Consider the following 15,930-nt stretch of genomic DNA (forward strand, 5'->3'; position numbering starts at 1 on the left):
ACCGCCCGCTCCTGTTCTTTCATGTCCCGGCGCGAAGGCCGGCTCGGCCTATTCCCGCTCCTTGCCGAGCCGCCGTAGGCCGGCTCAAATGCCGCTTGGCTTTCCCCAACCTTACCACTATATTGCGATCGCAAATCGCGCAATTGGTCCTGAAATGCCACCCGATATCCCAGCTAGTGAATTGAAAAAATAAGCAAAATCCTCTGGTGGCAGCCAGAGCGGTTTTCATAAACTCACAAGCTATCTATAAGAGATATCGTAACCGATCAGGGCCGCGGCACCTTTCGGAACCAGGGGTTGAAATTGGGCGATGCAATCACGGACGTTCTGAATTGGCTTGAAAGCAGGGACGACATCCACAGCCTGAGGGCTGCGGTGTGCGACCTCAACGGCATCATGCGCGGCAAGCGCATACCCGTCGAGCAGGCACGCAAGGCGCTGGAGGGCAAGCTGCGCATGCCTTATTCGCTGGTTGGGCTCGACATCTGGGGCGAGGATATCGAGAACAACACGCTGGTTTTCGGCAACGGCGACGCCGACGGCCTTTGCCAGTGGACGGGACGCGGCATCGTGCCGGTGAACTGGACGGCACATCCGACAGCACTCGTTCCGCTCTGGCTTGCAGATGAGAACGGCGCGCCGTTTCTCGGTGATCCGCGACGGGCGCTGGCCCGTGTCCTCGACCGCTACAAGGCTCTGGGCCTGACCCCGGTCACTGCCACGGAACTGGAATTCTATCTGGTCGACCCGCAATCGCAGCGGCCTATCGGGCCTGTCTCGCCGGTAACCGGTCGCCGTCTCGATTCCGATGCGGCCCTGTCGATCGACGAGATTGACGACTTCGAAGCCTTCATCCACGACGTCTGCGACGCCTGCCGCATGCAAGGCATTCCCGTCGACACCGCGATCGCCGAAAACGGTGTCGGCCAGTTCGAGATCAATCTGAACCATGTCGCGGACGCCTTGCGCGCCGCCGACGATGCCGTGCTGTTCAAGCGCACCGTCAAGGGCATCGCCCGTAAGCACGGCTTTGCCGCCTGCTTCATGGCCAAGCCCTATGGTGACCGTGCCGGCAACGGTTTTCACGTCCATTTCAGCCTGACCGACGCCGAAGGCCGCAACGTCTTCGACAACGGCAGCGACCAGGGGTCGGACATCATGCGCCATGCCGTCGGCGGTCTGCTCGCCGCCATGGCCGAAAGCACGCTGGTTTTTGCACCGCACTTCAATTCCTACCGCAGGCTGCGTCCTGGATCCTATGCGCCGAACGCGGTTGCCTGGGGCTACGAGAACCGCATGATCGCGATCCGAATCCCCGGCGGGCCAGCGAGCGCACGCCGGATCGAACATCGCGTCGCCGGCGCGGACGCCAACCCTTACCTCGTGCTTGCGGCTATCCTGGGCGCCGCACTCATCGGCATCGAAAGGCAATTGTCGCCTGGCGATCCGACGGGCAGAGACGGGCAAGGACGTCAGCCGGCGAAGCTGCCGCCTGACTGGGCCTCGGCGATCGCCAGCTTCGAGAGCGGGGCGCATATTGCGGAGATATTTCCGGCCATCCTGCGCGACTCCTTCATCGCCTGCAAACGGCAGGAGCTGAATACGTTCGCGCTCAATGTCAGCGATTTCGAGCTCGAGACCTATCTCGAAAGCGTTTGATCGGCAGGGCGCGCTGGCGACCGCCCAACGTCGAAGATGCTCAGGCGACGCCGCGACCGCCGGCAGCAGATCCCGTCAGTGCAGCCACTGCGCTGAGCGGCACGTCAACGACATCGTGAAGTTGTGCAGGTTGACTCGATTGTCTGCTTGCCTAACTAGGGTCTCGGGTCGGCGCAATTCATCACAGTCGGTATGATATTTTCCAGCCTCCGAAAGCCTGTCCTTCTTGTTCTCTTGGCCGGCAGTTCTATCGTGTCCTCCTGCGTCGCCCCTGACGATACGTCGACCATCGCGAAGGAAGACGCAACGACAGCGGCAGCCCGCAAAGAGATGATCGGTCTCAGCGAGGCTGATGTTCGAATGTGCGCCGGCTTTCCGAGTGCCACCGCTGATGCGGGCGGATCAGGTCAGATCTGGACCTATCAGCGTACCGTTCAACGCGGCAATCTCAACGTCGTGATTCCAACCTTGGCGGTGGGTGCGATCCCGACGGTTGGAGGATCCCTCAATGTCAATCCTGGCGGCTATTGCAACACACAACTTCGAATGGTCGATGGCCGTGTTGCCGAGGTTGCCTACGCCGGCGACAACAATACGCCGAACAACCGCGATGCGCTCTGCGTCAGCACGGTAGACGCCTGCGTGGCCTATGCCCGCCAGCACCGTCAGGTCAGGACAGGGGCTACCACCAGGTAATCGGGCTGGTTGCAGAGCGAGTGACAAACTTACAGCGGTTGGGCGGTTCTATCAAAAGCTGAACCGCTCTTGAGACCGGCCGGCTCCCCGCCGATCGCCCCCAGATCGGCCTTGCGAAGGTCGGTCGCCCGGAACCATTTTTGTGGTCAGGAGTATAGGGATGGCAGATGATGATTATCACCCGCAGGACATTCGTGAAGACTGCCGCCGCTTCCGGAGCGGCCTTCGTGTTGCCGGGAACCGCGCCCGGCGCGCCTGCGCCGCTGATGCGGGCTGTGCCCTCCTCGGGAGAGATGCTTCCCGCAGTTGGGCTGGGCACCTGGATCACCTTCAATGTCGGCGACGATCCGGTGCTGCGCAACGAATGCGCCGAGGTGATCGCGGCCTTCTTCGAGGCAGGCGGCCGCATGATCGATTCCTCGCCGATGTACGGTTCCTCGCAACCGGTGATCGGCTATGGCCTCGAGAAGCTCGGCCGGCCCAAGGCGCTGTTTTCCGCCGAGAAGGTCTGGACCTCCTCCGCCGCCGACGGAGCCGCGCAGATCGAGCAGTCGCGTCGCTTCTGGGGCGTGCCGCGCTTCGACCTCGTGCAGGTCCATAACCTCGTCGGCTGGGAGGCGCATCTCGAAACCCTGTTCGCCATGAAGGCGGACGGGCGCATCCGCTATGTCGGCATCACGACGTCCGAAGGACGGCGGCACGACCTGTTCGAACAGATCATGCGCGCGCATCCGCTCGACTTCGTGCAGCTCACCTACAACGTCGTCGACCGTGAGGCGGAGGAACGGCTCCTACCGCTGGCGGCCGAGCGCGGCATGGCCGTCATCGTCAACCGGCCGTTTCAGCAAGGCGCGCTGACGCGCCAGCTCGAAGGCGAGACGCTGCCCGACTGGGCGGCCGAGATCGGCGCCGGATCCTGGGCGCAGTTCATCTTGAAGTTCATCCTTGCGCATCCCTCCGTCACCGTCGCCATCCCCGCCACGACCCGCGTCGACCATGTGCGCGAGAACGTGATGGCCGCGACCGGTCCCCTCCCCGACGCGGCCATGCGCGAGCGGATGGCGGCCTACATCCGGGACCTCTAAGCAGGCATTCGTGGGCTGGCCCACGAATGCCTGCTTAGTTTCTGTTGTTTGTCGCAGGTTCTTGTCGCAAAACCGTGGGACACTTTTGCGGGACCTGCTTAGATGTCGGAATGGTGGACCTACCGGCTGGAAGATTTCCTGCTCTTCTCGCCGCGCGTCTACTGGCGCATGTTCGAGTTGCACAATGCAGCCATCTGGCCGCTGCATCTCCTGACACTCGCCGCCGGCCTTGCCATTGCCCTGCTCGTGCTGCGGCGGCCGCGTCGCCATGGTCTCTGGATCGCACTCATCCTTGCCGCGCTCTTTGCCCTCGTCGGCTGGTCCTTCCTGTGGAGCCGCTATGCCGTGATCAACTGGGCGATCGCCTATGTCGCGCCGGCCTTCGGCCTGCAGGCGCTGCTGCTGGTAATCGGCGGTGCCGCACGCGGCAGCCTCGCCTTCGACAGGCGGGACATGACGGGTCGGCTCGGGCTGCTGATCATGGCCGTTGGCATCGTTGTCTATCCGCTCCTGCCGCCGCTCTTCGGGCGGCCATGGGCGAGCGCCGAAATCTTCGGCATCGCGCCGGACCCGACGGCGATCGCGGCGCTCGGCGTCCTGCTTGCAGCGAGCGGCGGGCCTGTGCCGCTGCTGTTTCCGATACCGCTGCTGTGGCTGCTGCTCAGCGGCCTGACGCTCCATGCCATGGGCGATCCGCAAGCCTGGCTGCCGCTTCTGGCAGCGGCCACCGCTGTCGCTGCCTTGGCCCTGCGCCGCATTGCCCGATGAAACGACGGTGCGTGCTCCGGCAAGCGCTCTCAGCGCGCCGCCCACACCAGGCCGCGACGAAATATCGTTCGCATCCGCGGCACCGCGAACTCCTTGGCGGCATGGCCGAGCGCCGAATAGAACACCCTTCCCTTGCCGTGCCGGCGCTTCCAGACGACCGGCATGACCACGCCTTCGATCCAGGATGCGTGCTCGCCGGAGAAGGTGGTTGTCGCCAGCACCTCGTTCGACGGATCCACATGCATGTAGTACTGCTCCGAGCGGTACGAAAAATCATCGATGCCGTTCATGATGGGATCGTCGCGCCTGGTGATGTCGATCCGGTAGTCGATGATGTTGCCCGGGTGGGCCACCCACTGGCCGCCGCACATGAACTGGTATTCCGTGGCTTCGCGAAATGCATCGCACATGCCGCCATGATAGCCGCCAAGGCCGACACCGCCCTCGACTGCTTTTGTCAGGTTGAGCTCCTCGTTCTTCGCAAGCTTGGCCATTGTGTAGATCGGGACGATCAGGCTCAAATCGGCGATCGCGGGGTCGGCGAATATCTCCGTCGTGGTTTCGACGCGCACGCCAAACCCCTCCTCTTCGAGCATCGCCTTGACGACGCGCGCACCCTCTTCCGGCTCGTGTCCGTCCCAGCCGCCCCACACGATCAGCGCTTGCCGCATATCTTCTCCATCAGTTGGTTGCGTCGCCAACACGAACCTTAAGCGGCAGTGCGGCCGGCCGATCCGGCCGGCTGCTCCTCAATTCGAACTATGCCAACGATACCCAGACAGTCTCGACCGTTGCAATGTCCTTCAGGCCAAAATCAAATGGCCTGTCATTCGGCAGCCATGGAACTGCGCGTGCCGTTCAGCGCCATTAGGCGTTTCGCGCGTTCGAGGCTGGCTGGCTGCTCGCTGCGGTAGCGTTCGCCGATCTCCATCATCAGCACCGTTCCCGGCAGGAACGCCAGCTCGCTGAAAATCTCCTCCCAGGCGATGTCGCCCCAGCCGAGCGGCATGTGCAGGTCGCCGAGGCCCAGCGCCGTCGCTTCCTGCAGAAAGTAGGGCTTGTAAAAACCCTGTGGGCGGCCGAAGGAATCGTGGACATGCAGATGCCCGGCCACTGGCGCCATGGCGCGGATCTGCTCGCGGAAGTTCAGTCCGCGATAGGTCGCTTCGAGATAGGCATGACTGAAGTCGATCAGCGCGACCAGATTGGGATGGTTGACGGCCTTGACGGTCTCGGCCACCTCCGCTGGCGTCTGCCGGTATTGCCCCGGTTCCGCGGTGAAGATGTTCTCCAGCGCGATGCGTACGCCGTAAGGCTTGGCGAATTCCGCCAGTTCGGACAGAGCCTCGCGCTCGCGCCGGTCCGCATCCGCGCGCAAGAGAGGCTGGTCGGCGCGCAGGAAACCGCCATGCTGGACGAGGATACGGGCGCCGATCCGGTCGCAGATCTCGACCAGCGCCTTGGCAGCCTGCAGCTGGTACGTGCAGGTCGCAGGGTCCATGAAGTTGGAGGAGACGAGGCCATGAACCGTGTAGCGGAAGGAAAACTTGGCCGTCAACGCGACGAGCCTGTCCGCTCTTTCCCTAATGATGCGGCCGCCCGCGATGAGATCGATGCTGGTGAGCGCAAGCTCGACGGTGTCGACGCCGATATTTTCGAGCCGGCGAAGATCGGCTTCGAGGCTATCCAGCTCGCCGTCGCGAGACTGCGCGTTGAAGCCGGTTGCGATAAGATTGCTCATTTGCTTTGTCTCCAGGTGGGGCCAGATTGGCATTGTCGTTATGCGGCCGATCGGCGTGATCAGGCCCGGTTGGTTTCGAGCGGCGCTGCCGTCACCACGGCGGAGCGCAAGGCGATGGCGAGGTCCGGGCGGTCCGATGTCAGGCGGCCGATCCGCCGTCCCAGCCAGTGGCGGATCGTCGCCTCCTCGTTCACCGTCCACACGCAAAGCCGGTCGAGCGGCAGCGTGGCGCGAACCAGGTCCCATTGCGCCTCCATCAGCTCGTGATGGATGGCGACGATGTCCACGAGTCCGTCGACGCGAGCAAGGAATGCCGCCAGGCCACCCTGTCTTTCGGCCCAGTCAGCATTGACGGAGACGAGGCGCGCGACCTGCGGCGCGTGGCGCCGGCAGTCTTCCAGAACGGAAATGTCGAAGGACGTCAGATGCGTCCTGTCCTCCACGCCGAAGCGTCGAAGCTCCTCGGCGACGCGCCGGGCAATGTCGGGATAGGGCATGCCGGTTTCGTCGGTCTTGATCTCGACATGCAGGTCCGGCCCGGCCCTGGAAGAAAGCGCGGCCAGCACGTCCGCCAGTGTCGGGATGGTCTCGTCCGTATCTTTCAATCTCACGTTTGCCCGTTCTTCGAACGTCAGCTTCCGCACCGGTCCAAAGCCTTCCGTCGTGCGTTCGAGCGTTGCGTCGTGGATGACCACGAGCTCGCCCATTTCCGTCAGGTGAACATCGAATTCGATGGCATCGACACCGAGCTCCAGCGTGTTGCGGAAGCCCACAAGCGAGTTCTCGGGCCACAGATTGCGGGCGCCGCGATGGCCGGTGATCAAAGTCATGCCAGTGATCAAAGTCATGGAAGTCTCCTAGAACTGATCGACATCTCACCGCACCGTGGGATCGAGCCTGTCGCGCAGCCAGTCTCCAACCAGCGAGATGGACAGCGTGGTGAGCATGATGACGGCGGCCGGCGCCAGCATGATCCACGGCGCGCGGGTCAGATATTCGCGGCCGAAGCCGACCATATTGCCGAGGCTGGTCGCCGGCGGCTGGACGCCAAGGCCGAGGAAGGACAGCCCGCTTTCCATCAGGATGATCTCGGGAAAGGTCAGCGTCATCGAAACGATCAGCGTCGAGGCGACGTTGGGCAGGATGTGGCGCAGGTAAACCCGCGCCGGCGTAGCGCCGAGCTGCACCACCGAGGCCGCATAGCCCTGCGCGCCCGCCGAGATCGCGAGACCGCGCGCGATGCGCGCATAGCGCTCCCAGCCGTAAAAACCCATCAGGCAGACCAGCAGCACCATGGAGGAGCCGAAGAACGCCAGCACCGCCAGCGACATGATGAGAAACGGCAGGGCCGCCTGGAAGTCGGCCAGCGCCAGCACCAGATGCTCGACCAAACCGCGAAACTGCGCGGCGGCGAAGCCGAGCGCCGTGCCGAACACGGCCGAGAGGAGCGTCGCCCCGAAGGCGATGACGAGCGAAAGGCGGATCGACTGGATGAGGCGCGAAAGCACGTCGCGGCCCAGCTCGTCGGTGCCCAGCAAGTGCTTCAGCATGCCGGGGGGCGCAAGCCGGCTGGTGAGATCCATCTGCGTGATCCCATAGGGGCGGATGCGGTCGGCAAATATGGCAACCAGCACCATGGCGACCAGCCACAGGATTCCGAGACCGACGCTCAGCGGCAGGTTGCGGCGAATGGACGACAGGAAACCAGCCCTTTGCCTCGCGTTTGGCTGTGTGGTCGCCGGATAGATCGAAGCCATGCCGGTTCTCCTCAATGGCTCGCGGGCGAGCGCAGGCGCGGGTCGAGCCAGCCGTAGAGCAGGTCGACGACGAGGTTCGACACCACCATGGTGGCCGCGACGATGAGCAGGATGCACTGGACGACAGCAAGGTCGCGATTGCTGACCGAGACAATCAGCAGCCTGCCGATGCCCGGCCAGGAGAAGATCGATTCCACCACCACCGCGCCGGCGATCAGCGAGCCGACCATGAAGCCGACGATGGTCACGATCGGCACGGCTGCGTTGGGCAGCGCATGGCCCCACACCACGTCGCGCCATTTCAGCCCCTTGGCGGAAGCTGTGCGGATATAGGGTTGCCCCATCACCTCGATCATGGCGCTGCGCGAGAAACGGGCGAGTATGCCTACGCCGCCCACGCTCATGGTGAGCGTCGGCAGGATGCCATGCACCCATGTCTCCTGACCGCCGGAAGGCAACACGCCCAGCGTCACCGAAAAGATCAGCACCAGCAGCAGGCCCATGACAAAGGAGGGGATGGTAAAGCCGAGGATCGCCAGCAGGATCACGCCGCGATCGGCGAAGCTCTGTCGGTGCAGCGCCGCATAGACGCCGGCCGGAATTCCGATCAGCAGCTTCAGGATGAGCGCCGGAACGGTGAGCTGCAGCGTGGCCGGCACGCGCTCCAGCACCAGTTGCAGCGCGGGCGCCTTGTCGCGCATCGACACGCCGAAATCGCCGGTGAAGATCGACTTGAGGTAAGCCAAATATTGAATCCAGAGCGGCTGGTCGAGACCCCACGACTTGCGGAACGCCTCGATGACATTTTGCGGCACGTCCGGCCCCAGCATCACCTCGGCCGGGTCCCCCGACATGCGCAGCACGACGAAGGCGAAGGTCATCACCGCAAGGATGGTGATAACGGCTCTCATAACGCGCACGAGAACGAAACGGATCATGCGGGCTCCATCAGGCCGCGATCGCGGCGTTGTCCGCCACGACATGGCAGGCGGCGGTACGCCCCGTCTCGACCGAGCGCAGCGCCGGCGTGCTGGTGCGGCAGATGTCTCGCGCAACAGGGCAGCGGGGATGGAAGGCGCAGCCCGACGGACGTGCGGCCGGATTGGGCGGCTCGCCCTGGAGGATGACACGTCCTTCCAGCTTCTTGCCGGGGATCGGCATGCTGGAAACCAGCGCCTTGGTGTAGGGATGCCGTGGCGACTGGAAAATCACGTCGGAGGAGGCTTCCTCGACGATCCTGCCGAGATACATGACGGCGACACGGTCGGCCAGGTTGCGCACGACCTTCAGGTCATGGCTGATGAAGATCATGGCGATGCCGTTCTCTTCCTGCAGGTCGCTCAACATGTTCACCACCTGCGCCTGGATCGACACGTCAAGCGCGGAGACCGGCTCGTCGCACACCAGGAGCTTGGGCCGGGCGGCCAGCGCCCGCGCGATCACCGCCCGCTGGCGCTGCCCGCCGGAAAGCTCATGCGGATAGCTGCCGGCCTGGTCGGGGCGCAGGCCGACGGCCGCCATCAGGTCCTCAACGCGACCGGCGCGGCTTTCCCTGGGCCCGATGCGATGAATGTCCAGCGGTTCGCCGATCTGGGTCGCGATCGTCTGCCGCCGGTCGAGCGCGGCCAGCGGGTCCTGATAGACAAGCTGCATTTTGGCGCGCAGCGCCCGCCATTCCGGCGTGCCAAGCCTCGGCATCGGTTGCCCTTCGAAGCGCACCTCGCCGCCCTGGGCCGGATCGATACCGAGCAGCATTCGTCCGAGCGTCGACTTTCCGGAGCCGGACTCCCCCACGATGCCCAGCGTTTCGCCGGGGAATACCGACAGCGAAATATCCTCCACGGCGCGAACAAAACTGGGGCGGGAGAAGGGTCCGTGCCTGAGCGCGTAAATGCGCACCAGCTCCTTTGCTTCGATCAGCGGCGTCATTGCAGCAGATCTTCGGGGACTTTGCGTTCGGCCTTGCCGGCTACCGCAAGTTCGATCGGGTGCGCGCAGGCGAGCTTGCGGCCGTCCTTTTGCGGCAGGAGGGAGGGCGGCGACGTCTCGCAGAAAGCGGTGGTGCGCGAGCAGCGCGGCGCGAAGGCACAGCCCTGCGGCAGCGTTTTCGGGTTCGGCACCGTGCCCAGTATCGGGATCAGCCGTTTTCGAGGACCGTCGATGCGCGGGATCGCGTCGAACAGGCCGCGTGTATAAGGATGGCGAGGGCTGGAAAACAGCTGCGCGACCGAACCCTCCTCTACGATGCGGCCCGCATACATCACGCAAACGCGTTCGCAGACCTGCGACACCGCGCCGAGATCATGGCTGATGAACACCAGCGCCATGCCGGTTTCGGCCTGCAGCCGGATCAGGAGATCGAGTATCTGGGCCTGGATGGTCGCATCGAGCGCGGTGGTCGGCTCGTCCGCGATCAACAGGTCCGGTTTACCCGCCAGCGCCATGGCGATCATCAGGCGCTGGCATTGTCCGCCGGAAAATTCATGTGTGTAGAGATCGAAGCGGCGGCGGGCATCGGGGATGCCGACCATGTCCATCAGCCTCAGCGCCTCGGTCTTCGCTGCCTCGCCCCGTAGCCCCCGATGAATGGCCAGCGCCTCGGTGATCTGGCGGCCGATCGACAGGACCGGGTTGAGCGAGCTCGACGGATCCTGGAAGATCATGGCAATCCGCCCGCCCCGCACCTGCTCCAACGTGCTGCGCGGGCTGCCGCATAGCTCGCGTCCCTCGAGGCGCACGGAGCCGGTCACGCTTGCCTTGCCGGGCAACAGGCCGAGCGCCGCCAGCCATGTCACTGACTTGCCGCATCCTGATTCCCCGACGAGGCCGAGCGCCTCACCGCGTGCGACATCGAGATCGATGCCGTGCAGCACCTGAACGCCGTCGAAGGCGACTTTCAGGTTGCGCAGTTCCACCAGATTGGCCGTTGCAGCTGTCATCGCCATCCGCTTCCGCTCCGTCCGCCCGAAGGACATCGTGAAAAGAAAAAGCTCCGGCGGGCGTTTCCCTGCCGGAGCCGGTTCGTGGCTACTGGTCAGCTTGCCCAGTTGGTGGAGCGGAAATCCATGGCGAAGGCCGGGGCGGCCTTCCACTTCAGCGATGACTTCATGCCGGTGAACACCGCGTTCTGGTGAAGGATCTGATAGACCGGATCCTCCCGCTCGCAGATTTCCAGCATGCGGGCGAAGGCCTTCTTGCGGGCGGCGTGGTCGGTGCCGGTTTCCAAGATCGCGGCCATCTGATTGGCCTCGGGATTGGTCCAATCCTTCTTCTGCTGGACTTCACCATTCGGGCCGTACTGGTTGACGATGCCGCCAACAGGATCGTTGAAAGCGCATCCGGCTGACCAGTCGCGCACGCCTTTCACGCCGGCCGGGTCGTGGATCTGTGCCCAGTTTTCCTTCATCTCGATCTGCACGTTGAGGCCGACCTGGTTCCACATCTCGACCATGATCTGGCCGTTCGCAGTCTGGTTCGTGTAGTAATTGTCGAGGAGCCGGAAGGGGATCGCGTCGCCCTTGTAGTTGGCCTGCTTCAGCAGCTCGCGCGCCAGATCGGGGTTATAATCCGGCACCTTCCAGCCCTGCACGAACATCTCGTCATAGAAGGGGAACTGTAGCCCGGCCGGAATCGTCGTCTGGCCTGCCCATAGCGCTTCAATGATCGCCTGGCGGTCGATGGAATGGGCCATGGCGCGGCGCACCAGCGGGTTTTCGAGTATCGGATTCTGGGTGTTGAACACCGAAACCCTGTGATTGAGGATCGTCGAGCCCTGCACCTCGAAGCCGGGGGCGCCCTGAACGGCGGGAATCTGGTCGGGCGGCAGGTCACAGGCAAAATCATACTCGCCAGACAGAAGCCCGTTGATGCGCGAGGCGACCTCCGGAACCTCGACAAAACGGATCTGCTCGAGTGGCGGGCGACCGCCCCAATAGTCGTCGAAGGCCACGAGAGTAAGCGACACGTCCGGCTTGAACTCGCCGACCGAATAGGGACCGGTGGTGACCGGCTTGCGCGCCCAGTCGACATAGTTCGCCGCCTCGTCCCAGGCACGGCGGTTGGCGATCTGGCTGCCGAAGGCATAGAGGCGGCCCTCCAGCGTCACATCCGAGGTCGCGTTGTGGAAACGCACCGTGTGTTTGTCCACCGCCTCGACGCCGGCGAGCCGGGGCCACAGCCGGCGGCCGATGCCGGGTATCGTGGCAGGCAGTTCCTTTGGCGTCGCGGGTTTGTGGTCGTCCTCGAAGATCGTCTTGCCGCCGACCGGCTGCGTGTCGCCGAAAACGCGCTGGGCCGAGAAGCTGAACACCACGTCATCGGCGGTCAGCTCGTCGCCATTGTGGAACTTCACGCCCTGGCGCAGCTTGAGCTCGACGGTCTTATCGTCGATGCGTTTCCACTCGGTCGCGAGGCCGGGAACCGGGCCCTGGTTGCCCATCCAGTTGCGCAGGATCAGCCCTTCCCAGAAATTGGGGAAGAACACCCGCTCGCCCACATTGGATTGCTCGTTCCATATGTCGAGCGTGTTGTTATTGGTGATCTTCTGCACCGCGATGGTGACGGACGGGCGCGCGCCCTGACCGATCGCAAAGCGCGGCAGCATCATGCTGCCTGCGGTTGCGCCGAGGATACCAAGCGCGCCGCGCCGAGTGAGTGAAAACATCGGAATCTCCTTTTGCGGGAATGGCAAGTCGCGGTCAAAGCAATCCGACCGGTTTTATGTTCAGCACTGTGTCTGTTTCGCAATGAACCGATGAATTATTTGTGACAATCCGCAGATTACACATTTATGCACAAAGTATTAATATAATTATCTTCTAAATAAGCACGGCGTATCCTGCCCATGCCTAGAGCATTTATCCATGTTGATCTATTCTTGTTGAATCTGCTATCCGGCTAAACGGCCATGACTTCCTTGCTGACATCGGCCCGTCAGCCGGAAACAGATCGCAGGGATTCGTAAGTTACAAATGCTACACCAGTGTGACGTTTGTAACCGAAAGCGGCCACGGCACGGGGAGGAGAGAGCGCATGGACCAGCAGGAGCTGATGATCCGGGCCGCATGGCTCTATCATGTGGAGGGTCTGACGCAGGCTGAGATCGGCGAGCGGATGCATCTCACCCGCCGCAGGGTCAACGAGCTTCTCGCCGCAGCACTTGAGGAAGGGATCGTGCGGATAGGCTTCAGCTCGCCGCTTGCCGCCAATATCGAACTCGAGGCCGAATTGCGAAGCCGGTTCGGCCTGCAGGATGCCGTCGTGGTGCCGACGCCGGGCGATCCCGAGCTGGTGCACTCGGTCATCGGACGGGGTGCTGCCGCCTATCTGGACCGGCTGACCCAAAGCCGCAAGCCTGCCTCCATCGGCGTCGGCTGGGGCGCGACGCTGCGGGAAACCGTGCGGCACATGACGGCGGTCAGCGAGCCGCAGATGGAGATTCGGTCGATGATGGGCGGACTGACGCGCGGCTCGGAGATCAACACATTCGAGATCGTCCGCGGCTTCGCGCAGGTCCTGGGCGCGCAATGCTGCTATTTCGCGGCGCCGATCTACGCCGAGAGCCCGCAATCGCGCGAGGCGATCATTTCCCAATCGGTGTTCCAGAGGATATTCCCCCGCACCTATGATGTGGATGTCTCCTATCTGAGCGTGGGGGACGTATCGCGGCAATCGCTGCAAGTGCGTTACGGCCTGCCTGAGGGAACGGATGCGCGTGATCTCATTGCCGCCGGCGCCGTCGGCGACCTCCTGGGCCGCTATCTCGATGCCGAAGGTAAGCCTGTGGACCACCCTCTCAACCGCCAGGTGCTTTCGCCGGAGCTCGAAGACTACCGCAATATCCCCTGCCGCATCATCGCCTCAGGCGGGACGCACAAACATGCCATTCTTCTAGCTGTGGCGGGGGCCGGGTTGGCGACGGTCATCGTAACGGATGCCGATAGCGCAAAAGCCATGCTTGATTGCCGATAGCCAGGCTCGGCACTGCAAGGTGGTCATCTGTCCCTAGAACCACCGCCGCTCAGGCTCGGAACTCTTCGCAATCACAATTCCGAGAAGGACACCGAATACGCCGCCAAGCACCATCGCCGAAGAGATTGTGCCTGGGTTCTGCTGGACAGTCTCAGACACGGTGTGCGCCTGGTTGCGCAATTGTCGGGCCGCACGCGAGGCCCGGTCGGCCGCGCTATCGTACCAGCCCTGTGCCTCCTCGGCTTGGTCGGAAAGGGTCCGATTTATTTTGGTGATTTCGCGGCGAAGCTCAGCGATCTGCTTCTTCATCGCCTCCTGGGCTTCGGTTGTCGCCTTTGAGGCGCCTGCCGTACTGGTGGTCTCGGCCATTGGATTTCTCCCTTTGGTAATCAGATGGGGAAACGGGCGCGGGCGCGCAGGGTTCCTTGCGTTGGAAACCGTGCCGTTGATTGCGTTATCGAGCATTCCCTTCCACCCGCGTGTGGCGGGCAATGATGCTCTCCTCGTCGGTCGCGACGACGCGTATTTCGACCTTGCTGTCCGGCCGGCTTATGATCCCGGCATGGGAGGCATTGGATGGCACGTCGATCGCCACGCCAAGCCAATGAAGCCTTTCGCATATTGCTTTGCGGACCGGCGCCGAGCGCTCGCCAATGCCGGCGGTGAACACGAGGCATTCGAGGCCGCCCAAAGTGTTGGCGAGCGCGGCGGCCTCCCTTGCGGCCCGGAACGCAAAAAGGTTCACCGCTTCGCGCGCGTGGGGGTCGTCGCTCGCTTCCAGCGTGCGCATGTCGCCCGAGATGCCGGATATTCCAAGCAGCCCGGATTCCTCATAGAGCATGTGCTGCAGAGCCTCCGCCGCGATGCCTCTTTCCAGGACGAAGTACAAAAGCACGCCCGGATCGATGGCGCCGCAGCGTGTGCCCATGACCAGGCCGTCGAGCGCGGAAAAGCCCATCGTCGTATCGACGCTTCTTCCGTCGTGCATGGCACATAGGCTCGCTCCGTTGCCGAGATGGGCAACGATCGTCCGCTTCGCTGCAAGAGCGGGCGATATCTCCTTGAGCCGCCCGGCGATGTATTCGTAGGAAAGCCCATGAAACCCGTAGCGGCGAATCCCTTCCGCATCGTATTTGCGCGGCAGCGCGAAGCGGCTCACGATCGGATCGATCGTCTGATGGAAAGCTGTGTCGAAGCACCCGACCTGCGGCAGGTCCGGCCGCAGCGCGGCAAGCGTGCGGATCGGCGCGAGACTGCGAGGCTGGTGCATCGGCGCAAGCGGCGTCAGCCTGTCCAAGGCGTCGATCACCTCAGGCGTCAGACGGACGGGTTCGACGAACTCGCGCCCGCCATGCACGATGCGGTGGCCAGAGGCCACCAGCTTCCTGCCGCCAAGCTCGCTCTCGATCCAGTCGAGTAACGCGTCGATGCCGGCATTGCGCGCGTCTCCCGCAAGCGGCCGATCACACTGCACCGTTCCGTCGGCCGCTTTCGCGCTGAGCCTCGGTGCGTCGCCGAGATCCAGCGCACCACGCGAGACGAGTTGCAGTTCCCCAGAGGGTTCAAGGTCGTATAGTCCGAACTTGATGCTGGAGGAGCCGGCGTTCAGCGCGAGAATTGCCTGTCGCATCAATCGCCGGCCTTCGTCGCACCGCTTTGGGGCCAGTTCCAATTCTGAATCTCGGGCATGTCTTCGCCGTGCTCGCGGACATAGGCCCTATGCTCCACAAGCTTCGCTTGAAGTTCGGCGGCAAGATCTTTCGCCCGTTCGGCGAGCCCAGGCACGTGTTTGATCGCGGCGAGCGCCAGGTGGAAACGGTCGAGTTCATTGAGCACGACCATGTCGAACGGCGTCGTCGTGGTGCCTTCCTCGCGAAAACCGTGCACATGCATGTTATCATGGTTGGCGCGTCGATAGGTCAGCCGGTGGATGAGATAGGGATAGCCGTGATAGGCGAAGATCACCGGCCTGGTTTTCGTGAACAGCGCGTCGAAATCCTCATCGGCGAGGCCATGCGGATGCTCTGAATTTGACTGCAGCGTCATCAGGTCGACCACGTTGACGACGCGAACCTTCAGGTCCGGAAGCGCCGAGCGCAAAATGTCGGTGGCAGCGAGCGTCTCCAGTGTCGGCACGTCGCCGGCGCAGGCCATGACCACATCCGGATCCTCGCCCTTCGCAACCGTCCCGGCCCATCCCCAGGTCCCCGCCCCCGCCCGGCAGTGCGTTTCCGCGTCTTCCACAGACAGCCAT

The 15,930-nt window shown here is 63.4% G+C and carries 15 protein-coding genes and 1 pseudogene; 5 read left to right on the plus strand and 11 right to left on the minus strand.

Annotation, left to right across the window (positions count from 1 at the left end):
- Positions 1-303: 303 nt before the first annotated feature.
- From EOC93_RS15235 to EOC93_RS15250, 4 genes are all read left to right on the plus strand, one after another.
- Complete coding sequence (locus EOC93_RS15235; RefSeq protein ID WP_127205009.1) at positions 304-1,659, plus strand: glutamine synthetase family protein; 1,356 nt, start codon at positions 304-306, stop codon at positions 1,657-1,659.
- 192 nt (positions 1,660-1,851) lie between these two features.
- Positions 1,852-2,355 (plus strand): hypothetical protein, encoded by a 504-nt coding sequence (locus tag EOC93_RS15240; protein WP_127205010.1) that lies wholly within the window; start codon positions 1,852-1,854, stop codon positions 2,353-2,355.
- 266 nt (positions 2,356-2,621) lie between these two features.
- The gene (locus EOC93_RS15245) at positions 2,622-3,440 is read left to right on the plus strand and encodes an aldo/keto reductase (RefSeq protein WP_342587129.1); all 819 of its coding nucleotides are present in this window, start codon (positions 2,622-2,624) and stop codon (positions 3,438-3,440) included.
- 102 nt (positions 3,441-3,542) lie between these two features.
- Positions 3,543-4,208: a DUF6064 family protein gene (locus EOC93_RS15250; RefSeq protein ID WP_095489106.1), complete on the plus strand. Its 666-nt coding sequence runs from the start codon at positions 3,543-3,545 to the stop codon at positions 4,206-4,208.
- A gap of 29 nt (positions 4,209-4,237) precedes the next feature.
- Here the strand turns inward: EOC93_RS15250 and EOC93_RS15255 are convergent, their stop codons facing one another.
- The 8 genes from EOC93_RS15255 to EOC93_RS15290 form a co-directional block, all read right to left on the minus strand.
- Positions 4,238-4,879, minus strand: a complete 642-nt coding sequence (locus EOC93_RS15255) for a ThuA domain-containing protein (protein WP_095489105.1) — start codon at positions 4,877-4,879, stop codon at positions 4,238-4,240.
- A gap of 155 nt (positions 4,880-5,034) precedes the next feature.
- Entirely contained in the window at positions 5,035-5,949 is a 915-nt protein-coding gene (locus EOC93_RS15260; RefSeq protein WP_095489104.1) for a TIM barrel protein, read from the minus strand.
- A gap of 59 nt (positions 5,950-6,008) precedes the next feature.
- Complete coding sequence (locus tag EOC93_RS15265) at positions 6,009-6,779, minus strand: glycerophosphodiester phosphodiesterase family protein (protein WP_095489253.1); 771 nt, start codon at positions 6,777-6,779, stop codon at positions 6,009-6,011.
- A 45-nt stretch (positions 6,780-6,824) separates the two neighbouring features.
- Positions 6,825-7,706, minus strand: coding sequence for an ABC transporter permease (locus tag EOC93_RS15270; protein WP_095489103.1), 882 nt, complete (start codon positions 7,704-7,706; stop codon positions 6,825-6,827).
- 11 nt (positions 7,707-7,717) lie between these two features.
- A complete protein-coding gene (locus tag EOC93_RS15275; RefSeq protein ID WP_095489102.1) occupies positions 7,718-8,644 on the minus strand; it encodes an ABC transporter permease in 927 nt (308 codons plus the stop codon).
- Between the two features lie 10 nt (positions 8,645-8,654).
- Entirely contained in the window at positions 8,655-9,635 is a 981-nt protein-coding gene (locus EOC93_RS15280) for an ABC transporter ATP-binding protein (protein ID WP_095489101.1), read from the minus strand.
- A complete protein-coding gene (locus EOC93_RS15285) occupies positions 9,632-10,645 on the minus strand; it encodes an ABC transporter ATP-binding protein (RefSeq protein WP_127205011.1) in 1,014 nt (337 codons plus the stop codon). Before EOC93_RS15285 ends, EOC93_RS15280 begins: the two co-directional genes overlap by 4 nt.
- A 95-nt stretch (positions 10,646-10,740) precedes the next feature.
- Positions 10,741-12,369, minus strand: coding sequence for an ABC transporter substrate-binding protein (locus EOC93_RS15290; protein ID WP_127205012.1), 1,629 nt, complete (start codon positions 12,367-12,369; stop codon positions 10,741-10,743).
- A gap of 368 nt (positions 12,370-12,737) precedes the next feature.
- Here EOC93_RS15290 and EOC93_RS15295 point away from each other — a divergent pair, with 368 nt between their 5' ends.
- Positions 12,738-13,676, plus strand: a complete 939-nt coding sequence (locus EOC93_RS15295; protein ID WP_127205013.1) for a sugar-binding transcriptional regulator — start codon at positions 12,738-12,740, stop codon at positions 13,674-13,676.
- A gap of 33 nt (positions 13,677-13,709) precedes the next feature.
- Here EOC93_RS15295 and EOC93_RS15300 read toward each other — a convergent pair whose 3' ends face one another.
- The 3 genes and pseudogenes from EOC93_RS15300 to EOC93_RS15310 all read right to left on the minus strand — a co-directional run.
- Complete coding sequence (locus EOC93_RS15300; protein ID WP_095489098.1) at positions 13,710-14,045, minus strand: hypothetical protein; 336 nt, start codon at positions 14,043-14,045, stop codon at positions 13,710-13,712.
- 85 nt (positions 14,046-14,130) lie between these two features.
- Entirely contained in the window at positions 14,131-15,306 is a 1,176-nt protein-coding gene (locus EOC93_RS15305; protein WP_164547150.1) for an acetate/propionate family kinase, read from the minus strand.
- Positions 15,306-15,930: pseudogene (locus EOC93_RS15310) on the minus strand (phosphoketolase); the annotation flags it as partial. The gene EOC93_RS15305 and the pseudogene EOC93_RS15310, both read right to left, overlap by 1 nt.

The organism is Mesorhizobium sp. M6A.T.Ce.TU.002.03.1.1, from assembly GCF_003997275.1.
Classification (GTDB): Bacteria; Pseudomonadota; Alphaproteobacteria; order Rhizobiales; family Rhizobiaceae; genus Mesorhizobium; species Mesorhizobium mediterraneum.